General features: G+C 74.5%; 17 protein-coding genes and 1 pseudogene. 8 read left to right on the top strand and 10 right to left on the bottom strand.

The window, feature by feature from the left end; genetic code table 11:
• The first annotated feature begins 3 nt into the window (after window positions 1–3).
• A complete protein-coding gene (locus tag ABTY56_RS02900; RefSeq protein ID WP_350626256.1) occupies window positions 4–471 on the top strand; it encodes a MarR family winged helix-turn-helix transcriptional regulator in 468 nt (155 codons plus the stop codon).
• Here ABTY56_RS02900 and ABTY56_RS02895 read toward each other — a convergent pair.
• Both ABTY56_RS02895 and ABTY56_RS02890 read right to left on the bottom strand, forming a co-directional pair.
• Window positions 437–1,780 carry an RNA polymerase sigma factor gene (locus ABTY56_RS02895; protein ID WP_350625859.1) on the bottom strand — a complete coding sequence of 448 codons (1,344 nt, stop codon included), beginning with the start codon at window positions 1,778–1,780 and terminating at the stop codon, window positions 437–439. The two genes, ABTY56_RS02900 and ABTY56_RS02895, sit on opposite strands and share 35 nt — an antisense overlap.
• A gap of 73 nt (window positions 1,781–1,853) precedes the next feature.
• Window positions 1,854–2,207, bottom strand: coding sequence for a YciI family protein (locus tag ABTY56_RS02890; protein WP_350625857.1), 354 nt, complete (start codon window positions 2,205–2,207; stop codon window positions 1,854–1,856).
• A gap of 270 nt (window positions 2,208–2,477) precedes the next feature.
• On the opposite strand from ABTY56_RS02890, the gene ABTY56_RS02885 reads away from it, so the two are divergent.
• Window positions 2,478–2,939 carry a molybdopterin-dependent oxidoreductase gene (locus tag ABTY56_RS02885; protein WP_350625856.1) on the top strand — a complete coding sequence of 154 codons (462 nt, stop codon included), beginning with the start codon at window positions 2,478–2,480 and terminating at the stop codon, window positions 2,937–2,939.
• 91 nt (window positions 2,940–3,030) lie between these two features.
• On the opposite strand, the gene ABTY56_RS02880 is transcribed toward ABTY56_RS02885, so the two are convergent.
• Window positions 3,031–4,143, bottom strand: coding sequence for a hypothetical protein (locus tag ABTY56_RS02880; protein ID WP_350625855.1), 1,113 nt, complete (start codon window positions 4,141–4,143; stop codon window positions 3,031–3,033).
• 86 nt (window positions 4,144–4,229) lie between these two features.
• On the opposite strand from ABTY56_RS02880, the gene ABTY56_RS02875 reads away from it, so the two are divergent.
• Together ABTY56_RS02875 and ABTY56_RS02870 are read left to right on the top strand one after the other, a co-directional pair.
• Window positions 4,230–4,748, top strand: coding sequence for a GNAT family N-acetyltransferase (locus tag ABTY56_RS02875; RefSeq protein ID WP_350625854.1), 519 nt, complete (start codon window positions 4,230–4,232; stop codon window positions 4,746–4,748).
• 239 nt (window positions 4,749–4,987) lie between these two features.
• Window positions 4,988–6,025, top strand: a complete 1,038-nt coding sequence (locus ABTY56_RS02870; protein WP_350625852.1) for a sphingomyelin phosphodiesterase — start codon at window positions 4,988–4,990, stop codon at window positions 6,023–6,025.
• Window positions 6,026–6,049: 24 nt separating this feature from the next.
• Here ABTY56_RS02870 and ABTY56_RS02865 read toward each other — a convergent pair whose 3' ends face one another.
• Window positions 6,050–7,084, bottom strand: coding sequence for a LacI family DNA-binding transcriptional regulator (locus ABTY56_RS02865; RefSeq protein WP_350625851.1), 1,035 nt, complete (start codon window positions 7,082–7,084; stop codon window positions 6,050–6,052).
• A 254-nt stretch (window positions 7,085–7,338) separates the two neighbouring features.
• Between ABTY56_RS02865 and ABTY56_RS38800 the strand changes: the two are divergent.
• The 3 genes and pseudogenes from ABTY56_RS38800 to ABTY56_RS02855 form a co-directional block, all read left to right on the top strand.
• A pseudogene (locus tag ABTY56_RS38800) lies at window positions 7,339–7,521 on the top strand (DUF4436 family protein); the annotation flags it as partial.
• Window positions 7,522–7,527: 6 nt separating this feature from the next.
• A complete protein-coding gene (locus ABTY56_RS38795) occupies window positions 7,528–7,857 on the top strand; it encodes a DUF8686 domain-containing protein (RefSeq protein WP_502893013.1) in 330 nt (109 codons plus the stop codon).
• 103 nt (window positions 7,858–7,960) lie between these two features.
• Entirely contained in the window at window positions 7,961–8,809 is an 849-nt protein-coding gene (locus tag ABTY56_RS02855) for an EamA family transporter (protein ID WP_350625847.1), read from the top strand.
• A gap of 28 nt (window positions 8,810–8,837) precedes the next feature.
• On the opposite strand, the gene ABTY56_RS02850 is transcribed toward ABTY56_RS02855, so the two are convergent.
• The 6 genes from ABTY56_RS02850 to ABTY56_RS02825 form a co-directional block, all read right to left on the bottom strand.
• A complete protein-coding gene (locus ABTY56_RS02850) occupies window positions 8,838–9,593 on the bottom strand; it encodes a GNAT family N-acetyltransferase (RefSeq protein ID WP_350625845.1) in 756 nt (251 codons plus the stop codon).
• A gap of 134 nt (window positions 9,594–9,727) precedes the next feature.
• Complete coding sequence (locus ABTY56_RS02845) at window positions 9,728–10,822, bottom strand: WD40/YVTN/BNR-like repeat-containing protein (RefSeq protein ID WP_350625843.1); 1,095 nt, start codon at window positions 10,820–10,822, stop codon at window positions 9,728–9,730.
• 144 nt (window positions 10,823–10,966) lie between these two features.
• Complete coding sequence (locus ABTY56_RS02840; RefSeq protein ID WP_350625842.1) at window positions 10,967–12,409, bottom strand: dihydrolipoyl dehydrogenase family protein; 1,443 nt, start codon at window positions 12,407–12,409, stop codon at window positions 10,967–10,969.
• The gene (locus tag ABTY56_RS02835; protein ID WP_350625840.1) at window positions 12,406–12,861 is read right to left on the bottom strand and encodes an OsmC family protein; all 456 of its coding nucleotides are present in this window, start codon (window positions 12,859–12,861) and stop codon (window positions 12,406–12,408) included. Before ABTY56_RS02835 ends, ABTY56_RS02840 begins: the two co-directional genes overlap by 4 nt.
• 151 nt (window positions 12,862–13,012) lie before the next feature.
• Entirely contained in the window at window positions 13,013–13,747 is a 735-nt protein-coding gene (locus tag ABTY56_RS02830; RefSeq protein WP_350625838.1) for an alpha/beta fold hydrolase, read from the bottom strand.
• 176 nt (window positions 13,748–13,923) lie between these two features.
• On the bottom strand, window positions 13,924–14,442 hold the full coding sequence (locus tag ABTY56_RS02825; RefSeq protein WP_350625836.1) for a thioredoxin family protein: 519 nt from the start codon (window positions 14,440–14,442) through the stop codon (window positions 13,924–13,926).
• A 67-nt stretch (window positions 14,443–14,509) separates the two neighbouring features.
• On the opposite strand from ABTY56_RS02825, the gene ABTY56_RS02820 reads away from it, so the two are divergent.
• Window positions 14,510–15,070, top strand: a complete 561-nt coding sequence (locus ABTY56_RS02820) for a hypothetical protein (protein WP_350625834.1) — start codon at window positions 14,510–14,512, stop codon at window positions 15,068–15,070.
• The last annotated feature ends 14 nt before the right edge of the window (window positions 15,071–15,084 follow it).

Here is a 15,084-nt window from a genome sequence, read left to right as displayed (position 1 = left end):
CCACTGAACGAACCCCGCTGGCTGGACCCGGACGAGATGGCCGCCTGGCGGGGCTTCGTCACCGCGAGCAACCTGCTCAACCGCCGGCTGGAGCGCCAGCTCAAGGAGGACTCCGGCCTCTCGCACCAGCAGTACGAGATCCTGGTGCACCTGTCCGCGGCCCCCGGCGACTCGCTGCGGATGACCGAACTCGCCGACAAGCTGGTCACCTCCAAGAGCGGCCTGACCTACCAGGTCACCCAGCTGGAGCGGATGGGCCTGGTCGCCCGCCGCTCCTGCCCCAGCGACGTACGCGGCGTCTTCGCCGAACTCACCGACCAGGGGCGGGAGATGCTGCGGCAGGCCGCACCCGGGCACGTCGCCCTGGTCCGCGAGCTGCTGATCGACGTGCTCACCCGCGAGCAGCTCGCCGTCCTCGCCGAGGGCCTCGGCGCGGTCAGCGCCCGGCTCCGCCTGGACGAGACCCCCTAGGAACGCCCCCGGCCGTCCCCGTCCCCGTCCCCATCCTGCCCGGGCCGGTCCCGTCCGAGCCGGCCCCGCCGTCCCCGTCCCGCCCGAGTCCGGCAGCCCGCTCCCGCAGCAGCTCCCGCTCCCGCTCGTTGCGGGTCAGGCCCGCCGCCCGCTCGAACTCCGCCCGGGCCTCCTCGGCCCTCCCCAGTCGGGCCAGCAGATCACCCCGGACGCTCGGCAGCAGGTGGTAGCCGCGCAGCACCGGCTCCGCCGCCAACGCGTCCACCAACTCCAGTGCGGCGTCCGGGCCTTCGGCCATCGACACGGCCACCGCCCGGTTCAGCGCCACCACCGGGGACGGCGACAGTGCCAGCAGCCGCTCGTACAGGGCGGCGATGGTCGCCCAGTCGGTGTCGGCGTAGCGGCGTGCTTTCGCGTGGCACGCGGCGATCGCCGCCTGCACCGAGTACGGCCCGGTGCCCGCCCGCTGCAGGGCGTCGAAGCCGCGCCGGATCAGCAGCCCGTCCCAGCGCGAGCGGTCCTGGTCCGCCAGCAGCACCGGCCGGCCGTCCGCCCCGGTCCGGGTGCCCGTGCGTGAGGCCTGGAGCTCCAGCAGTGCCGCCAGCCCGTGCACCTCCGGCTCGGCCGGCATCAGCGCGGCCAGCCCCCGGGCCAGCCGCAGCGCGTCCTCGCACAACCGGGGGCGGAGCAGGTCGTCCCCCTCGGTCGCCGAGTACCCCTCGTTGAAGATCAGGTAGATGACCTCCAGCACCGACGACAGCCGCTGCGCCCGGTCCTCCCCGTACGGCACCTCGAACGGCACCGCTGCCTTGGCCAGCGCCCGCTTCGCCCGGACGATCCGCTGCGCCACCGTCGGCTCGGGCACCAGGAAGGCGCGGGCGATCTCCGGGGTGGCCAGCCCGCCGAGCAGCCGGAGGGTGAGCGCGATCCGTGCCTCCGCCGACAGCACCGGATGGCAGGCGGTGAAGATCAGCCGCAGCAGGTCGTCGTCGATGCCGTCGGGTTCGGCCGCCTCCGGGGGCGGCACGTCCTCCAGCGACCGCCCGACCTCGGCGAGCTTGCGGGCGTAGACCTCCCGCCGGCGGACCAGGTCGATCGCCCGGTGCTTGGCGGTGGCCGTCAGCCAGGCGCCCGGATTGTCCGGGACGCCCTCCCGCGGCCACCGCTCCAGCGCGGCCACCAGCGCGTCCTGCGCCAGCTCCTCGGCGATGCCCACGTCCCGGACGATCCGGGCCACCCCGGCGATGATCCGGGCGGACTCGATCCGGAACACCGTCTCGACGGCCGCGGCCGCCTCCCTGTCCGTCACGGCCACCCATCAGAGCAGTCGGCGGACGGGGAGGCAAACACGGGCACGGTCGCTCCGGCGGTCGCTGCGTCGGCTACTCGGCGATCTGCCGGACCTCGGCCTCGACGTTCCACTTCACCGAGTGGGCCTGCAGGAAGCGCCGGGTCCACTCCAGGGCCTCGGCGTGGTCCTTGCACTGCAGGACGGCGTAGCCGCCGATGACCTCCTTGGTCTCGGTGAACGGCCCGTCGGTGTGGCCGACCTTCCCGCCGTGCCAGGTCACCCGGCTGCCCTGGGCGGTCGGGGTGAGCGTGGCGGTCTCCAGCATCACCCCGGCCTTGGTGATCTCCTGGAACAGGGCCCCCATCCGCCGGTCGAACTCCGGGTCCGACTCCCAGTCGGCGCGGTCCTGCTCGTTGATCCGGATCAGCGTCATGAAGCGCGGCATGGTGACTCCTCGGTCGGTCGGGCGGGGCCTCTCCCCGCCTCTCACCCCTGCGTCGAACGGGCCGGCGCCGGATCGACACCCGCCGCGAGGAATTTTCCGACCGCTCCCGGGAGCCGGGTCGAGACGGTGGCAGATTCCGGCTGAACAGGCGATCCGCCATCGCAGATGCGGATGAATGGTGCCTTTCAGCCTGGCACCTGCGAATGACCGGACGAACCCTCGGGTAGTCCTCCTCCGGGCCGCGGCGCAGCGGCCCGGAGGAGGAGCACCATGACCCCGGCGAGACCCACCGTCCGGTTGCACGGCCACCTCGACCGGCCCGCCGAGCTGACCGTCGACCAGCTGCGTGCCCTCCCCGCCCACCGGGTCGAGGTCAGCTTCGACTGCCGGACGGAGGGCGAGCAGCGCCACGGCTACGAGGGCCCGGCGCTGCTCGACGTGCTGCGCGCGGCCCGGCCCCGGATCGACTTCTCCGGTCGCAAGCAGCGGCTGCGCTTCCTGCTCTCCGTGGTCGGCGCCGACGGCCACCGGGCGGTGGTCTCCTGGGCCGAGATCGACCCGGACTTCGGCGGCCGACGGATCCTGCTGGCCACCAGCATGGACGGCACCCCGCTGGACGCCGTCGGCCCGCAGCTCGTAGTGCCCGACGACCACTGCGGCGCCCGCTACGTCAGCGCCGTCACCGCCGTCTGGCTCGGCCCCCTCGGCGACCCGGCGCCTCCCGCCGGCTAGCGCCTCCCGCCGGCTAGCGCCTCCCGCCGCGTCGCGCCGTCCCGCCGAGTAGCTCCGTCTCACTGCGTCCCGCCGTCCCGCCGCGCCCGCGCTACTGCTGCGCCGCCTTGGGCCGCAGCTCCGGCGGCAGCGGCCGGGCGCGGGAGAGCCGGACGGCGGTCCCGCGGGCGTTGTCGAACGCGGCCACCGGGTCGGCCGCGTCGGTCCACGGCGGGCAGCCGCACCACGGCCCGATCGCCCGGAACTGCTCCAGTGCGACGCGGTACAGCCCGGCCCTGCCCGCGTAGTGGGCGAGCAGGTGCCGCAGCAGCGGCAATCGCTCGTCGTCCGGGGGGACCAGCGCCAGGGCGGCCGCGACCTTGCGCAGCGGCTGTCGGCCCAGCTCGCCGTCCAGCGTCGTGCCGAGGGTGCCGCGCCTGTCCAACTCGCCGAGCGCGTGCAGGTAGAGGCCGGGCAGCGGGCTGCCGGCCGGGGCCGCCCTGATCGCCCGCTTGGCGAAGGCCAGCATCTTCTTGTCCGAGCCGAACCACTTCGCGCACCAGTACTGCATGCCGTGCCAGTGGCCCACGCAGTGGAACGGCGCCCGCTCGACCAGTCCGCGCCACAGCACCCGGAACTGCTTGTGCGGGTACCGGGCGCCGCGGGCGGCGGCCACCATGACCACCCAGGGCGCGGGGTTGGCGGGGTCGAGCAGCGCGGCGCGCTGGGCCGCCTCGATGGCGGCGGGCAGCATGGCCCGGAAGGCCCGCATGTCCGCCTCGGGCACCTCGTCCGCGTAGCCGGAGCCGCGGACCGCCCAGGCCGCGTGCACCATCCGGTGGGCCTCCAGGGCGGCCGCGTCGCAGTGGGCCGGGTCGGCCGCGCGCCAGGCCTTCAGCCAGCCCTCGTCCCGGTCGGCGACGGAGTCCAGCAGTTCGAGCCGGGACCACCGCTCGTCCCAGTCCTGCCCGGCGGCCTCGACGTACGCGGCGGCCGGCTTCCAGTTCCCGGCCCGGGCCGCGTCGGCCACCGCCCGGGACTCCTGCCGGCGGTGCGGGGGCGGCGGCGGCCCGGCGCGGTCCGGGTTCAGTCGGTCGCGGGGGACCATGCCGTACGCGGGGGCGTCGTACTCGGTCCGGGCCCAGCGCAGGGCCCTGTTCTTCCGGACCGTGATGACGGCGACGTAGGCGAGGATGATCGCCACGCCGAGGATGAGGTAGGTCACGGCGGAGATCATCCCGGGTCGCGGAGGTGCGGGCAAAGCGGTAAAAGCGCTCGCCGGGGCCGGGTTTCCGTGCCAACATGCCCCATATGGGGACGATTCTGCACGGCGCCCTGGTCACGCTGCGACCGGCCACCACCGACGACATCCCGGCCCTGGCGGCCATCCGCGGCACGCCGGAGGTGTTCGCCCGCTGGCGGGGCGGCGACGACCTGCCCGCGGAGGTCGCCAACGACCTGGAATCGCCCGACACCGAGACCTTCGCGATCGACCTGGGCGGCCAGGTGGTCGGCGCCATCCAGTGGTACGCCAACAATGACGACGAGTACCGGCACGCCGGGATGGACCTCTACCTCGACCCGACGGTGCACGGCCTGGGTCTGGGGACGGACGCGGTGCGCACCATGGCCCGGTACCTGGTGCAGGACCACCACTACCACCGGCTGGTGATCGACCCGGCGGCGGACAACCTGGCCGCGATCCGCTGCTACAGCAAGGTCGGCTTCCGTACGGTCGGCACCATGCGCCAGTACGAGCGCGGGTCGGACGGCACCTGGCACGACAACCTGCTGATGGATCTGCTCGCGGACGAACTGCTCGACGGCTGACGGCCGTTCGGGCGGGCTCGGGCGGGCGCTTCGAGGGGGTGCGAGGGTGTACAGACATCTTGTCGCTCACCCGCCCAGAGCTGTACAGACATCTCATGGCCACATGATCGGTCGGAACTGATCTCCTGGCGTTCTCCCCGGCGTACCGGGCGGTAGCTAGCGTTCCTCCGCCAACCCCGGCGGCCGGCCACACCCGGCACCGGGCCCCGCAGGGAAGACGAACCCCCAGGAGAACGCCCATGCTCTCGCGTCGCACGGCCACCGCCCTCACCTCGGCGGCCGCCGCCGCACTGCTGCTCGGCGGCACCGCCCCGGTCGCCAACGCCGGCGCCCCGACGAGCCCCACCACGCTGTCCGTCTTCGCCTTCAACGTCGACCTCGGCACCGCCGTCGTCGACAGCACCCAGAACGAGCAGGCCGCCCGCCGCACCCCGGTGATCGAGCAGATCGTCCGTCAGCACAACGCCGATGTCGTCATCCTGGACGAGCAGTTCAACAACAGCTCGACCGCCGACATCAACGCCAAGCTGGCCGACCTCTACCCGTACCGCACCCCGGTGGTCGGCGGCACCTGCTCCGGCGGCGGCTGGACGGGCATCAGCGGCAACTGCTCCAGCTCGTGGTTCGTCATCAACGGCGGCACGATGATCCTCTCCAAGTACCCGATCACCGCCCAGTACGCCCACGTCTTCGCCAACTCGACGTACGGCACCTGGGACTACCACGCCGACAAGGGTGCCGCGCTGGTGAAGGTGACCAAGAACGGCAGCACCGCCTGGGTGGTCGGCACCCACCTGCAGGCCGACGAGTCGGACGTCTCCACCGACACCACCCAGTCCACCCGGCTCGGCCAGCTCGCCGAGATCCGCGCCTGGGTGGACGGGATCGTCGGCAGCAGCGCCCCGGTGCTGATCGGCGGAGACCTCAACGTCGAGTACTTCCACGGGCAGGGCCGCGGCGACTACGCCAACGCCCAGAACGCGGTGAACGGCGTGCTCGGCACCCCGGCCACCGACCCGGGTCAGAACCTGGCCACCATGGACTGCTCGGTCTCCTCCTGGTGCCAGTACATGTCGGGCGTCGAGACGTTCCCCAAGGACTACCGGGACGACCTCGACTACATCGGTTACCTCAACGCCCCGGGCCGCCCGGTGCCGGCCGGCATGTCGACGGTGAAGGTCGACTTCGACCCGCAGGCGGGCTGGACGCCGGGGCAGCTCGACACCCTCGCGCCCAGCGACCACTACCCGGTCGAGGCCACCTTCCGGCTGAACTGACGCCCGGCCGTGGGCGGGACGGTGTCAGGCCGACGCCGCCCGCTCCGGTGCCGGGCAGCCGCAGGAGCGCCGCACCACGAGCCGGGCCGGGAACGTCCGGGCGCCGGCGGCGCGGCACTCGGGCCCGCCGAGCACGAGCTCCAGCGCGGCGCGGGCCATCTCGTCCTGCGCGGTGGTGACGGTGGTCAGCGCGGGCCCGGCGATCACCGCCTCGGATATGTCGTCGAAGCCGGCCACCGCGAGGTCCTCCGGCACCCGGATCCCCAGGTCGTCGGCGGCCCGCAGCAGGCCGATCGCCTGGTCGTCCGTCGCGCAGAACACGGCGGACGGCCGGTCGGGGCGGGCGAGCAGGGCGAGCGCCTCGGCGTGCGCCCGGACGCGGTCGAACGGCGCCGGGGCGAGCCGCCCCTCGACGGGCAGCCCGGCCTCCTCCAGCGCGGCGGCCCAGCCGGCCGTCCGCGCGGTGACCGGGTCGTGCGGGCTGAGCGCCAGGGTGCCGCCGAAGCAGTGCACCTCGGCGTGCCCGTGCCCGAGCAGGTGGCGGACCACCTCGCGGGCGCCGCCCTCGTCGTCCGCGACCACGGCGACACCGTTGGCGCTCTCCGCGCGGTGGTGCAGCAGCACGACCGGGGTGCCGTCGGCCACGTCGAAGCCGGTCAGTCCGGGGGTGGCCGGGTCCTGGGTGACCAGGATCAGGCCGTCCACCTGCATGCCGAGGAAGGCACGGATGTAGTGCGCCTCGCGTTCGTCGGCGTAGTCGGAGTTGCCGATCAGCAGCAGCCGGCCGTGCTCGGCGGCGGCCTGCTCGACGGCGTGCGCGAGCCCGGCGAAGAACGGCTGCCGGGCGTCCGGAACGACCATCCCGAGCAGGTCGGTCCGCCGCCGCGCCATCGCCTGGGCGACCCGGTTGGGCCGGTAGCCGAGCTCCTCGACCGCCGCGAGCACCCGCGCCCGGGTCGCCGGCGCCACCGGCCGCGGACCGTCGTTGATCACATAACTCACCACGGCCGTGGACGTCCCCGCCGCCCGCGCCACATCGTCCCGTGTCACCCTCGCCATGACCGTTGAGCCTACACACCGCCTTCGACCAGCCGGTTTCCCGCGTGCCCGCGGGGCCCGATCGGCCGTCCGGGCTTGCGGGGCGGGTGGTGCGGTGCCGACGCCGGCGGGACGGGCGGCGTTCGGTGCCGCCGCCGATCCTGGGAGCGGGTCGATGAGCACGCCGCAGCGCCGGGCCACCCGGCCACTTCGCCCCGGCGCCCGGCCGCGCGTGCGCATCCGCACGCGGGCGCGGGCCGTCGGCGCCACCCGGCCGCACGGTGGCGTTCAACCTGTACGACGGGCGGGTTACCGACTACCCGTTCGACCGCTACCACGCACTGATCGGCTTCCAGGCGACCGTCGGCGGGCAGCCCGCCCCGGTGGTGGTCGCGGTCGAGGAGGCCGACCCGTTCTTCGCCTTCACCCAGGACTCCCAGGAGAGCGAGGGCGGCGCCGTCGCGGTGACCGAGCGGATCAGCCGTTCGCGGAGCACCTTCATCCTGGCCTGGTTCATGATGGCGGCGATGTGGGCGCTGGCGCTGTCCGTCCTGGTGGCGGCCTGGCTGATCGTGCGGCAGCGGCGGGGGATCCTGTGGCCCGCCCTCGGCTGGATGGCGGCCACGCTGTTCGCCCTGGTCGGCATGCGCAACGCCGCGCCCGGCAGCCCGCCGATCGGTTCGCTGCTGGACTACGCGGCGTTCTTCTGGGCGGAGCTGCTGATCGCCGTCGGCCTGACCATGGTCGTGGTGCGCGGCGCCCGGATCGAGGGCGGGCACCGGCCCGCCCCGTGACCTCGGTACGCGCGGGTCCGCGGCGACGTCCGCGCGGACCCGTGGAATTCGGTCGTCCAGGCCCGCCGGACCGCCGGCGGGCACTCGGAGGGGGAGATTCGTCATGGCAGGAACCGTGCCGGTGGCCGTGCTCACGGCGGCCGTGCTGCACGCGGTCTGGAACGGACTGGCGCACCGGATCCCGGACAAGACGGTCGGCTTCACGCTGATCAACCTGACCTACACCGCGTGCGCGCTCGTCCTGGTGGTGCTCAACCCGTTGCCGGCCGCCGCCGCGTGGCCGTACCTGCTGGCCTCGGTCGTGGTCGAGGTGGCCTCGATGCTCCTGCTGTTGCGGGCGTACCAGCTGGGCGACTTCGGGCAGATGTACCCGATCGCCCGGGGTACCGCGCCGCTGTTGGTGGCGCTGATCTCGGCCACGGTGCTCGGCCGGCACCCGGGCGCGGGCGGGCTGGTGGGCGTGGTGGTGATCTGCTGCGGCCTGATCGGGCTGGCCTTCGCCCGGGGCCTGCCCGGGCGGGCGCAGCTGCCCGCGCTGGGGGCCGCCGCCGGGACGGGCGTGATGATCGCCGGCTACACGGTGCTGGACGGCGTCGGTGTCCGCCACGCCGGGACGGTCGGCGGCTACGTGGCCTGGCTCTTCCTGCTCCAGGGGCCGGTACTGGCGCTGATCGTCCGGGTCCGGCGCGGCCGTTCGCTGCTCGCCGGGGCGGGCCGGGCGGTGCCGCTGGGGATCGCCGGCGGGGTGCTCTCGCTGACGGCGTACGCCCTGGTGGTGTGGGCGCAGTCCCGGGGGGACCTGGCGACGGTCGCGGCGCTGCGCGAGACCAGCATCGTGATCGCGGCGCTGATCGCCACGGTGGTGTTCCGCGAGCGCCTCGGCCGGCTGCGGCTGGTCGCGGCGCTCACCGTGGTGAGCGGGGTGGCCGTCCTGGAACTCGCCCGGCCGTAGCGGTTCGCGGCCGGGCGGGTCCGGGGGCTCAGCCGGCGTCGGGCACGAGCACCGTCAGCGAGGTGTTCTGCAGGCGGAAGTCCAGCGCCTCGTAGACGCGGCGGGCCGGGTTGCCCTCGGTCACCACCAGGTGCACGTCGGCGAGCCCACGGGCGGCGGCGTCCGCGACCGCCAGGCGCAGCAGGTCGGCGCCGAGGCCGCGGTAGCCGCGCTGCGGGTGGCGGAAGACGTCGGCGACCCACGGCCGGCCGTCGCGGTCGGTCAGGACCGCCCCGGCGACCACGCGGTCCTCGGCGTCCACGGCGAGCACGCTGGACGGCAGGACCGGGCCGATGGCGTTCCCGGCGAGCAGCAGTCCGAGCCGCTCGGAGAGCGCCTGTGCGTCGTCGCCCGGGAAGTGGTCGACGTTCCCGGGCCCGAAGGCGGCCCGCCAGGCCTCGAACAGCTCCTCGGGTGCCCGGTCGCAGGGCGCCGCCCGCAGGCCCTCGCGCAGCGGAGCCCCGGCCCAGTCGGCGGGCGGGGGGTCGGTGTGCAGGTCCCGCCGGAAGGTGTGGGCGTGCCGCAGCACCGTGGCGCCGTCGGCGACCAGCCGCTGCCCGAGTTCGGGGCTGCCGGAGACCACCCAGCCGGGCAGTTCGGCCCGGATGTACCGGGCCGCGTCCACCGATTCGTCCAGCACCTCCAGCAGGTCGGCCCAGGGCCGGCCCGCCCGTTCGCCCGGCTGGTAGCGCAGCACCGGGGTGCCCTCGCCGTCGTGCCTGACCACCCAGTCGACCTCCGCCATGGCCCACCCCTCTTCGCGCTTTTCCACGGGATCGTTCGCCGGCGGCCCATGCTCGTCAGATCGCGCTGCCCGGGCAACCGGTTTTCCGCCGGCGGGTTCTTCGCCGGCCGGCGTTCCGGCGGTCGGGGCGCGGCTCAGGCCACCACCGCCGCACGGACGCAGAGCACGTCCGGCAGGTGGGACTTCAGCAGCGACCAGCTCTCGCCCTCGTCGCGGCTGCCGTACACGTCGCCGGTCCGGTTGCCGAAGTAGATCCCGGCCGGGTCGGCGTCGTCGGTGCGCAGGGCGTCGCGCAGCACGATGCCGTAGTGGTCCTCGCCGGGCAGGCCCTCGGCGAGCTGCTGCCAGCTGGTGCCGCCGTCGGTGGTGCGGAAGACCCGGCAGCGGCGGCCGGGCGGGATGCGGTCGTCGGCGCCGCCGAGCGGGAAGAGGTACGCGGTGTCGCCGCGGCGCGGGTGGGCGGCCACGGCGAAGCCGAACTCGGCGGGCAGCCCGTCGACGATCGAGCGCCAGCTGCCGCCCCAGTCGTCGCTGCGGTAGACGCCGCCGTGGTTCTGCAGGTAGAGCCGGTCGTGGTGGACCGGGTCCGGGGCGATCTTGTGCACGCACTGGCCGAAGTCGGGGTACTGGCGCTCCTGCGGGAAGAACTCGGCGCGCAGCCCGGTGTTGGAGGGTTCCCAGGTGTCGCCGCCGTCCTTGCTGCGGTAGACGCCGCCGCTGGAGACGGCGACCAGCAGCCGTTGCGGGTCGCGCGGGTCGGTGAGGACGGTGTGCAGGCCCTGACCGCCGTAGCCGGCGCCCCACTGCGGCCGCTGGGGGTGCTCCCAGAGCGACTCGACCAGGGCGAAGGTCTCGCCGCCGTCGGTGGAGCGGAACAGCGCGGCGGGCTCGGTGCCGGCGTAGACGACACCGGGGGCCTCGGCTCCGGCGGGCTGCAGCTGCCAGACCCGGGTGAGCGAGGCGCCGGTGGACTCCGGGAAGCGGATGGCCGGCTGCGGCGGCTCGTACCAGTGCGCGCCGAGGTCGTCGGAGCGCCAGACGGACGGCCCCCAGTGGCTGCTGTCGGCGCCGGCCAGGATCCTGGTGCGGCCCTCCCGGCGGTCGACGGAGACGGAGTAGATCGCGTTCATCGGGAAGTGCGGCCCACTGAACTCCCACGTCAGCCGGTCGCGGCTGCGGCCGAGAAAGAGGCCCTTCTCGGTTCCGACGGCCAACAGCACCTCGGTCATGCCTCACACCACCTGGTCAACGAGCACGGCCCCCCGGGACGGCCCCCGACTGCCAGTGTCCCGCCGTCCACCGGTGGTCACATCTCGCCGCGCCGTTCACCCGGAGGGCCGTCCCGTTCGTCCGGCGGTCCGCCGTCCGGAGGGCTACCCCCGGCAGCCCTCCAGCAGCCGCAGCCAGACCTCGCTGATCGTCGGGTACGCGGGCACCGCGTGCCAGAGCCGGTCGATCGGCACCTCGCCGACCACCGCGACGGTCGCCGAGTGCAGCAGCTCGGCCACCCCGGGGCCGACCAGGCAGGCGCCGACCAGCACCTGGCGGTCCAGGTCGAAGACCACCCGGGCCCGGCCGCGGTAGTCGTCGCCGTACAGCGAGGCCCCGGCGACGGCGCCGAGGTCGTGGTCGACGGCCTTGACCCGTAGCCCGGCCTCCTCGGCGGCGGCCAGGGTCAGGCCGACGGCGGCGACCTCCGGTTGGGTGAACACGACCTGCGGCGCGCCCGCGAGGTCGGCGGACGCGGCGTGCGCGCCCCAGCGCGCGGTGTCCAGCGGGCGCCCCTGGGCACGGGCGGCGATCGCCGCGCCCGCGATCCGGGCCTGGTACTTGCCCTGGTGGGTGAGCAGCGCCCGGTGGTTGACGTCCCCGGCGGCGTACAGCCACCCGCCGTCCACGCCGAGCACCGTGCAGCTGTCGTCCACCTCCAGCCAGCCGCCCGGCTTCAGCCCGACCTGCTCCAGTCCGATGTCGGCGCTGCGCGGGGCCCGGCCGGTCGCGTACAGCACCTCGTCGGCGGTCAGCTCCCCACCGTCCTTGAGCGTCAGGGTCACCGGTCCGGAGCCGTCCGCCCGTTCCACCGCGGTGACCTCGACGCCGAAGCGGACGTCCACCCCGGCCTTGCGCAGGCCCTCGGCGACCAGCTCGCCCGCGAACGGCTCCATCCGCGGCAGCAGCCCCCCGCCGCGTACCAGCAGCACCACCTCGGAGCCGAGCGCCCGCCAGGCGGTGGCCATCTCCACCCCGACCACGCCGCCGCCGACCACCGCCAGCCGCCCGGGGACGGCCGACGAGCCGGTGGCCTCCCGGTTGGTCCACGGCTCGGCCTCGGCCAGCCCCGGCACGTGCCCGGGCAGCACCGGACGGCTGCCGGTGCACACCACGACGGCGTGCCGGGCGGTGAGCAGCCGCTCGCTGCCGTCCTCGGCCTCCACCGTCACGGTCCGTTCGCCGGCCAGTCGGCCGTGACCGCGGACCAGGTCGATGCCGGTGTCCCGCAGCCACTTCACCTGGCCGTCGTCCTTCCAGTGCGAGGCGAAGGAGTCCCGGCGGGCCAGCACCGCGGCCGGGTCCAGCCGGCCTTCGCCGACCGCCTCCCGGGAGCCGGCCACCGCGCGGGCGTCGGTCAGCGCGGCCACCGGGCGCAGCAGCGCCTTGCTCGGCATGCAGGCCCAGTACGAGCACTCGCCGCCGACGAGTTCGGCCTCCACGACCACCGTGCGCAGACCGGCGGCGACCGTCCGGTCCGCCACGTTCTCGCCGGTCGGGCCGGCCCCCAGGACGATGACGTCGTACTCCTCGGCGGTGCTGGTCATGCCCGGTCCTCCGTCGTCTCGATGGCCACCCCGGCCCGCAGGGCGAGGGTGACGGGCGTGCGTTCGCAGATGTCGAGCAGCCGGGCGCGCTGGTCCCCGTCCAGGCCGCCGGTCAGGGCGACCCGGCGGGAGACCCGGCCCCGGCTGCCGTCCGTCTCGTACCCGAGCCTGACCCGGACCGCCTCCAGCGGCCACTTCTTGCGCTCGGCGTACATCCGCAGGGTGATCGCGGTGCAGGAGCCGAGCGAGGCGAGCAGCAGCGCGAACGGTTCCGGCCCGCTGTCCGAGCCGCCGCGCCGCACCGGCTCGTCCGAGGTCAGCGAGTGGGTGCCGGCCTTGACGTCCACGTGGTACGGCGCGTCGGCGGCGCTCCCGGTGACCAGGGCGGTGGTGACCCGCCGGAACTCGGGCCCGGCGGCGGGCGGTTCGGTACGGCCGGGCTGCTCGCTCATGGGGTGTCGCTCTCCGCTCGGGTACGGTGTGGGGCCCATCCTGCCGGGCCGGGCGCGCCCGCGCGACGGACGGACACGCCCAGGACGCGCACGGGACACGTCCGTGCGCGCAGAGGACAGGACCGGGGCGCGGGGGGACAGCCGGCCGGGGTCAGAGCGCGGCGAGTTCCGCGAGCACCGCCGCCGTGTCGGCCGGGCGGGAGAACATCGGCCAGTGCCCGGTGGGCAGTTCGCGCAGCTCCCAGTTCGGCCCGGCGAGCGCGGCGAACTCCGGTGCCCCGGAGTCGATCAGCCCGCGCACCGTGGCGAGCGGGAAGGAACAGAACACCATCGCCTGCGCCAGCGCGGCCCCGGCGCCGGTCAGCCGCAGCCGGTCCCGGAACGCGCCCTCCGGGTGCGGGGTGGCCCGCGCCCGGATCCGGGCCAGCGCGGCCTCGTCCAGGCCGTCCAGCCCGGCCCCCTGGGCGGCCAGGAAGTCCCAGGACGGCATCGGCAGTCGGCCGTCCGTCACCGTGGCGTCGGCCTCCTCCCGGAACCCGGGCTGCCAGAGGTCGTACACCGAGGAACCTTGGGGCATCGGGCGACTGTCCAGGTAGACCACCCGGCGGATCCGCTCCGGCATCCGGTCCGCCAGCCCGCCCACCGGGGCACTGGCGCCGCTGTGGGCGACCAGCACGACCTCCCACAGGTCCTCGCGGACCACCAGGTCGGCCAGGTCGGCGATGTGGTCCTCCAGGCCGAACTCACCGGACTCGGCCGCCCGTTCGGCCACCCCGGGCAGGCTCACCGGGTGGACGCGGTGCCCGGCGGCGCGCAGCGGTGCGGCCACCTCGTCCCACGCCCAGGCGCCGAGCCAGAATCCGGGGACCAGTACGAACGTGCTCATGGCGATCACTCCTTCGTCGGTGGTACCTCCGCGGCGGCATCCGGTGCGGCCGCTGTCACGACTCTAGGAGGGAGCGGGACGGGCGTCGCAGGATCGGGCGACAGGTCCGGCGACAGCGGGTACGGCGAGGGCCCGGGGAGACACCGCTCCCCGGGCCCTCGCCGACCGGCCCGGCCTCAGGCCTGGCCGCCGGCCGCCTGCTCCTCGGCGACCTTCCGCTTCACCTCGACCATGTCCAGCTTGCGGGCCTGGCCGATCAGGTCCTCGAACACCGCCTCCGGCAGAGCACCGGCCTGCGAGAAGACGAGCACGCCCTCACGGATGATCGCCAGCGTCGGAATCGACTGGATGCCGAACGCCGCAGCCAGCTCCTGCTGCGCCTCGGTGTCCACCTTGGCGAAGACCAGGTCCGAGTGGCGCTCGGCCGCCTTCTCGTACACCGGGGCGAACTGGCGGCAGGGACCGCACCAGCCGGCCCAGAAGTCGATGAAGACGAAGTCCTTGCCCTCCGGGCCGGGGACGATGTCGTCGAAGTTCTCCTTGGTCAGCTCGACCGTGCTGCTCATCTTGCGATTCCTTCCCTTCCGGAGGCTGCGGTACAGACCGTGTGCCCGCGACAACGGCGCCGCCCGGCACGGTATTCCGTGGGCGTCCGGCGTTCCCCGGCGATCCCCCGGGCCTTCCGGCGCCGCCATTGAGCAGCCGCCCGGCACCGGCCGTACTGAAGGGTGTCCAGTCCGTTCCGACCGCGGGAGGCACCCCATGCACAGCAAACCCCGCACCCGCCGGGCCGCCGTGCTGGCCGCCTCCGGCATCGCGGCGGCCGCCCTGATCGCCGGCTGCGGGTCGTCCGGGGGGAGCAAGACCAGTACGCCGAGCACGTCGGGCAGCCAGAGCGCCCCGGCGAGCGCGACCCTGCAGACCGCCACCGACCCCAAGCTGGGCACCATCGTCACCGACAGCGCCGGCTTCACGCTCTACCGCTTCGACCAGGACGAGAACAACCCGCCGGAGTCGTACTGCAACGGCAGCTGCGCCGTGATCTGGCCGCCGGAGCACGCCAACGGCGACGTCACGGTCAAGGGAATCGACAGCAAGCTCGTCGGCACCGTCACCCGGTCCGACGGCACCAAGCAGGTCACCGTCAACGGCTGGCCGGTCTACCGCTACTCGCCGGACACCAAGCCCGGTGACACCAAGGGCCAGGGCGTCGGCGGCACCTGGTTCGCGGTGACCCCGAGCGGCGGCAAGGCGGGCACCGGCACCGGTTCCGGCCCGAGCCCGGCGACCCCCAGTCCGATGCCCAGCGCCCCGGGCTACTGACCGGTGTCGACCGC

Source organism: Kitasatospora sp. NPDC097691, from assembly GCF_040302665.1.
Lineage (GTDB): Bacteria > Actinomycetota > Actinomycetes > Streptomycetales > Streptomycetaceae > Kitasatospora.
Note: the sequence above shows the minus strand (reverse complement) of the source record. Positions and strands in the feature narration are given on the sequence as shown.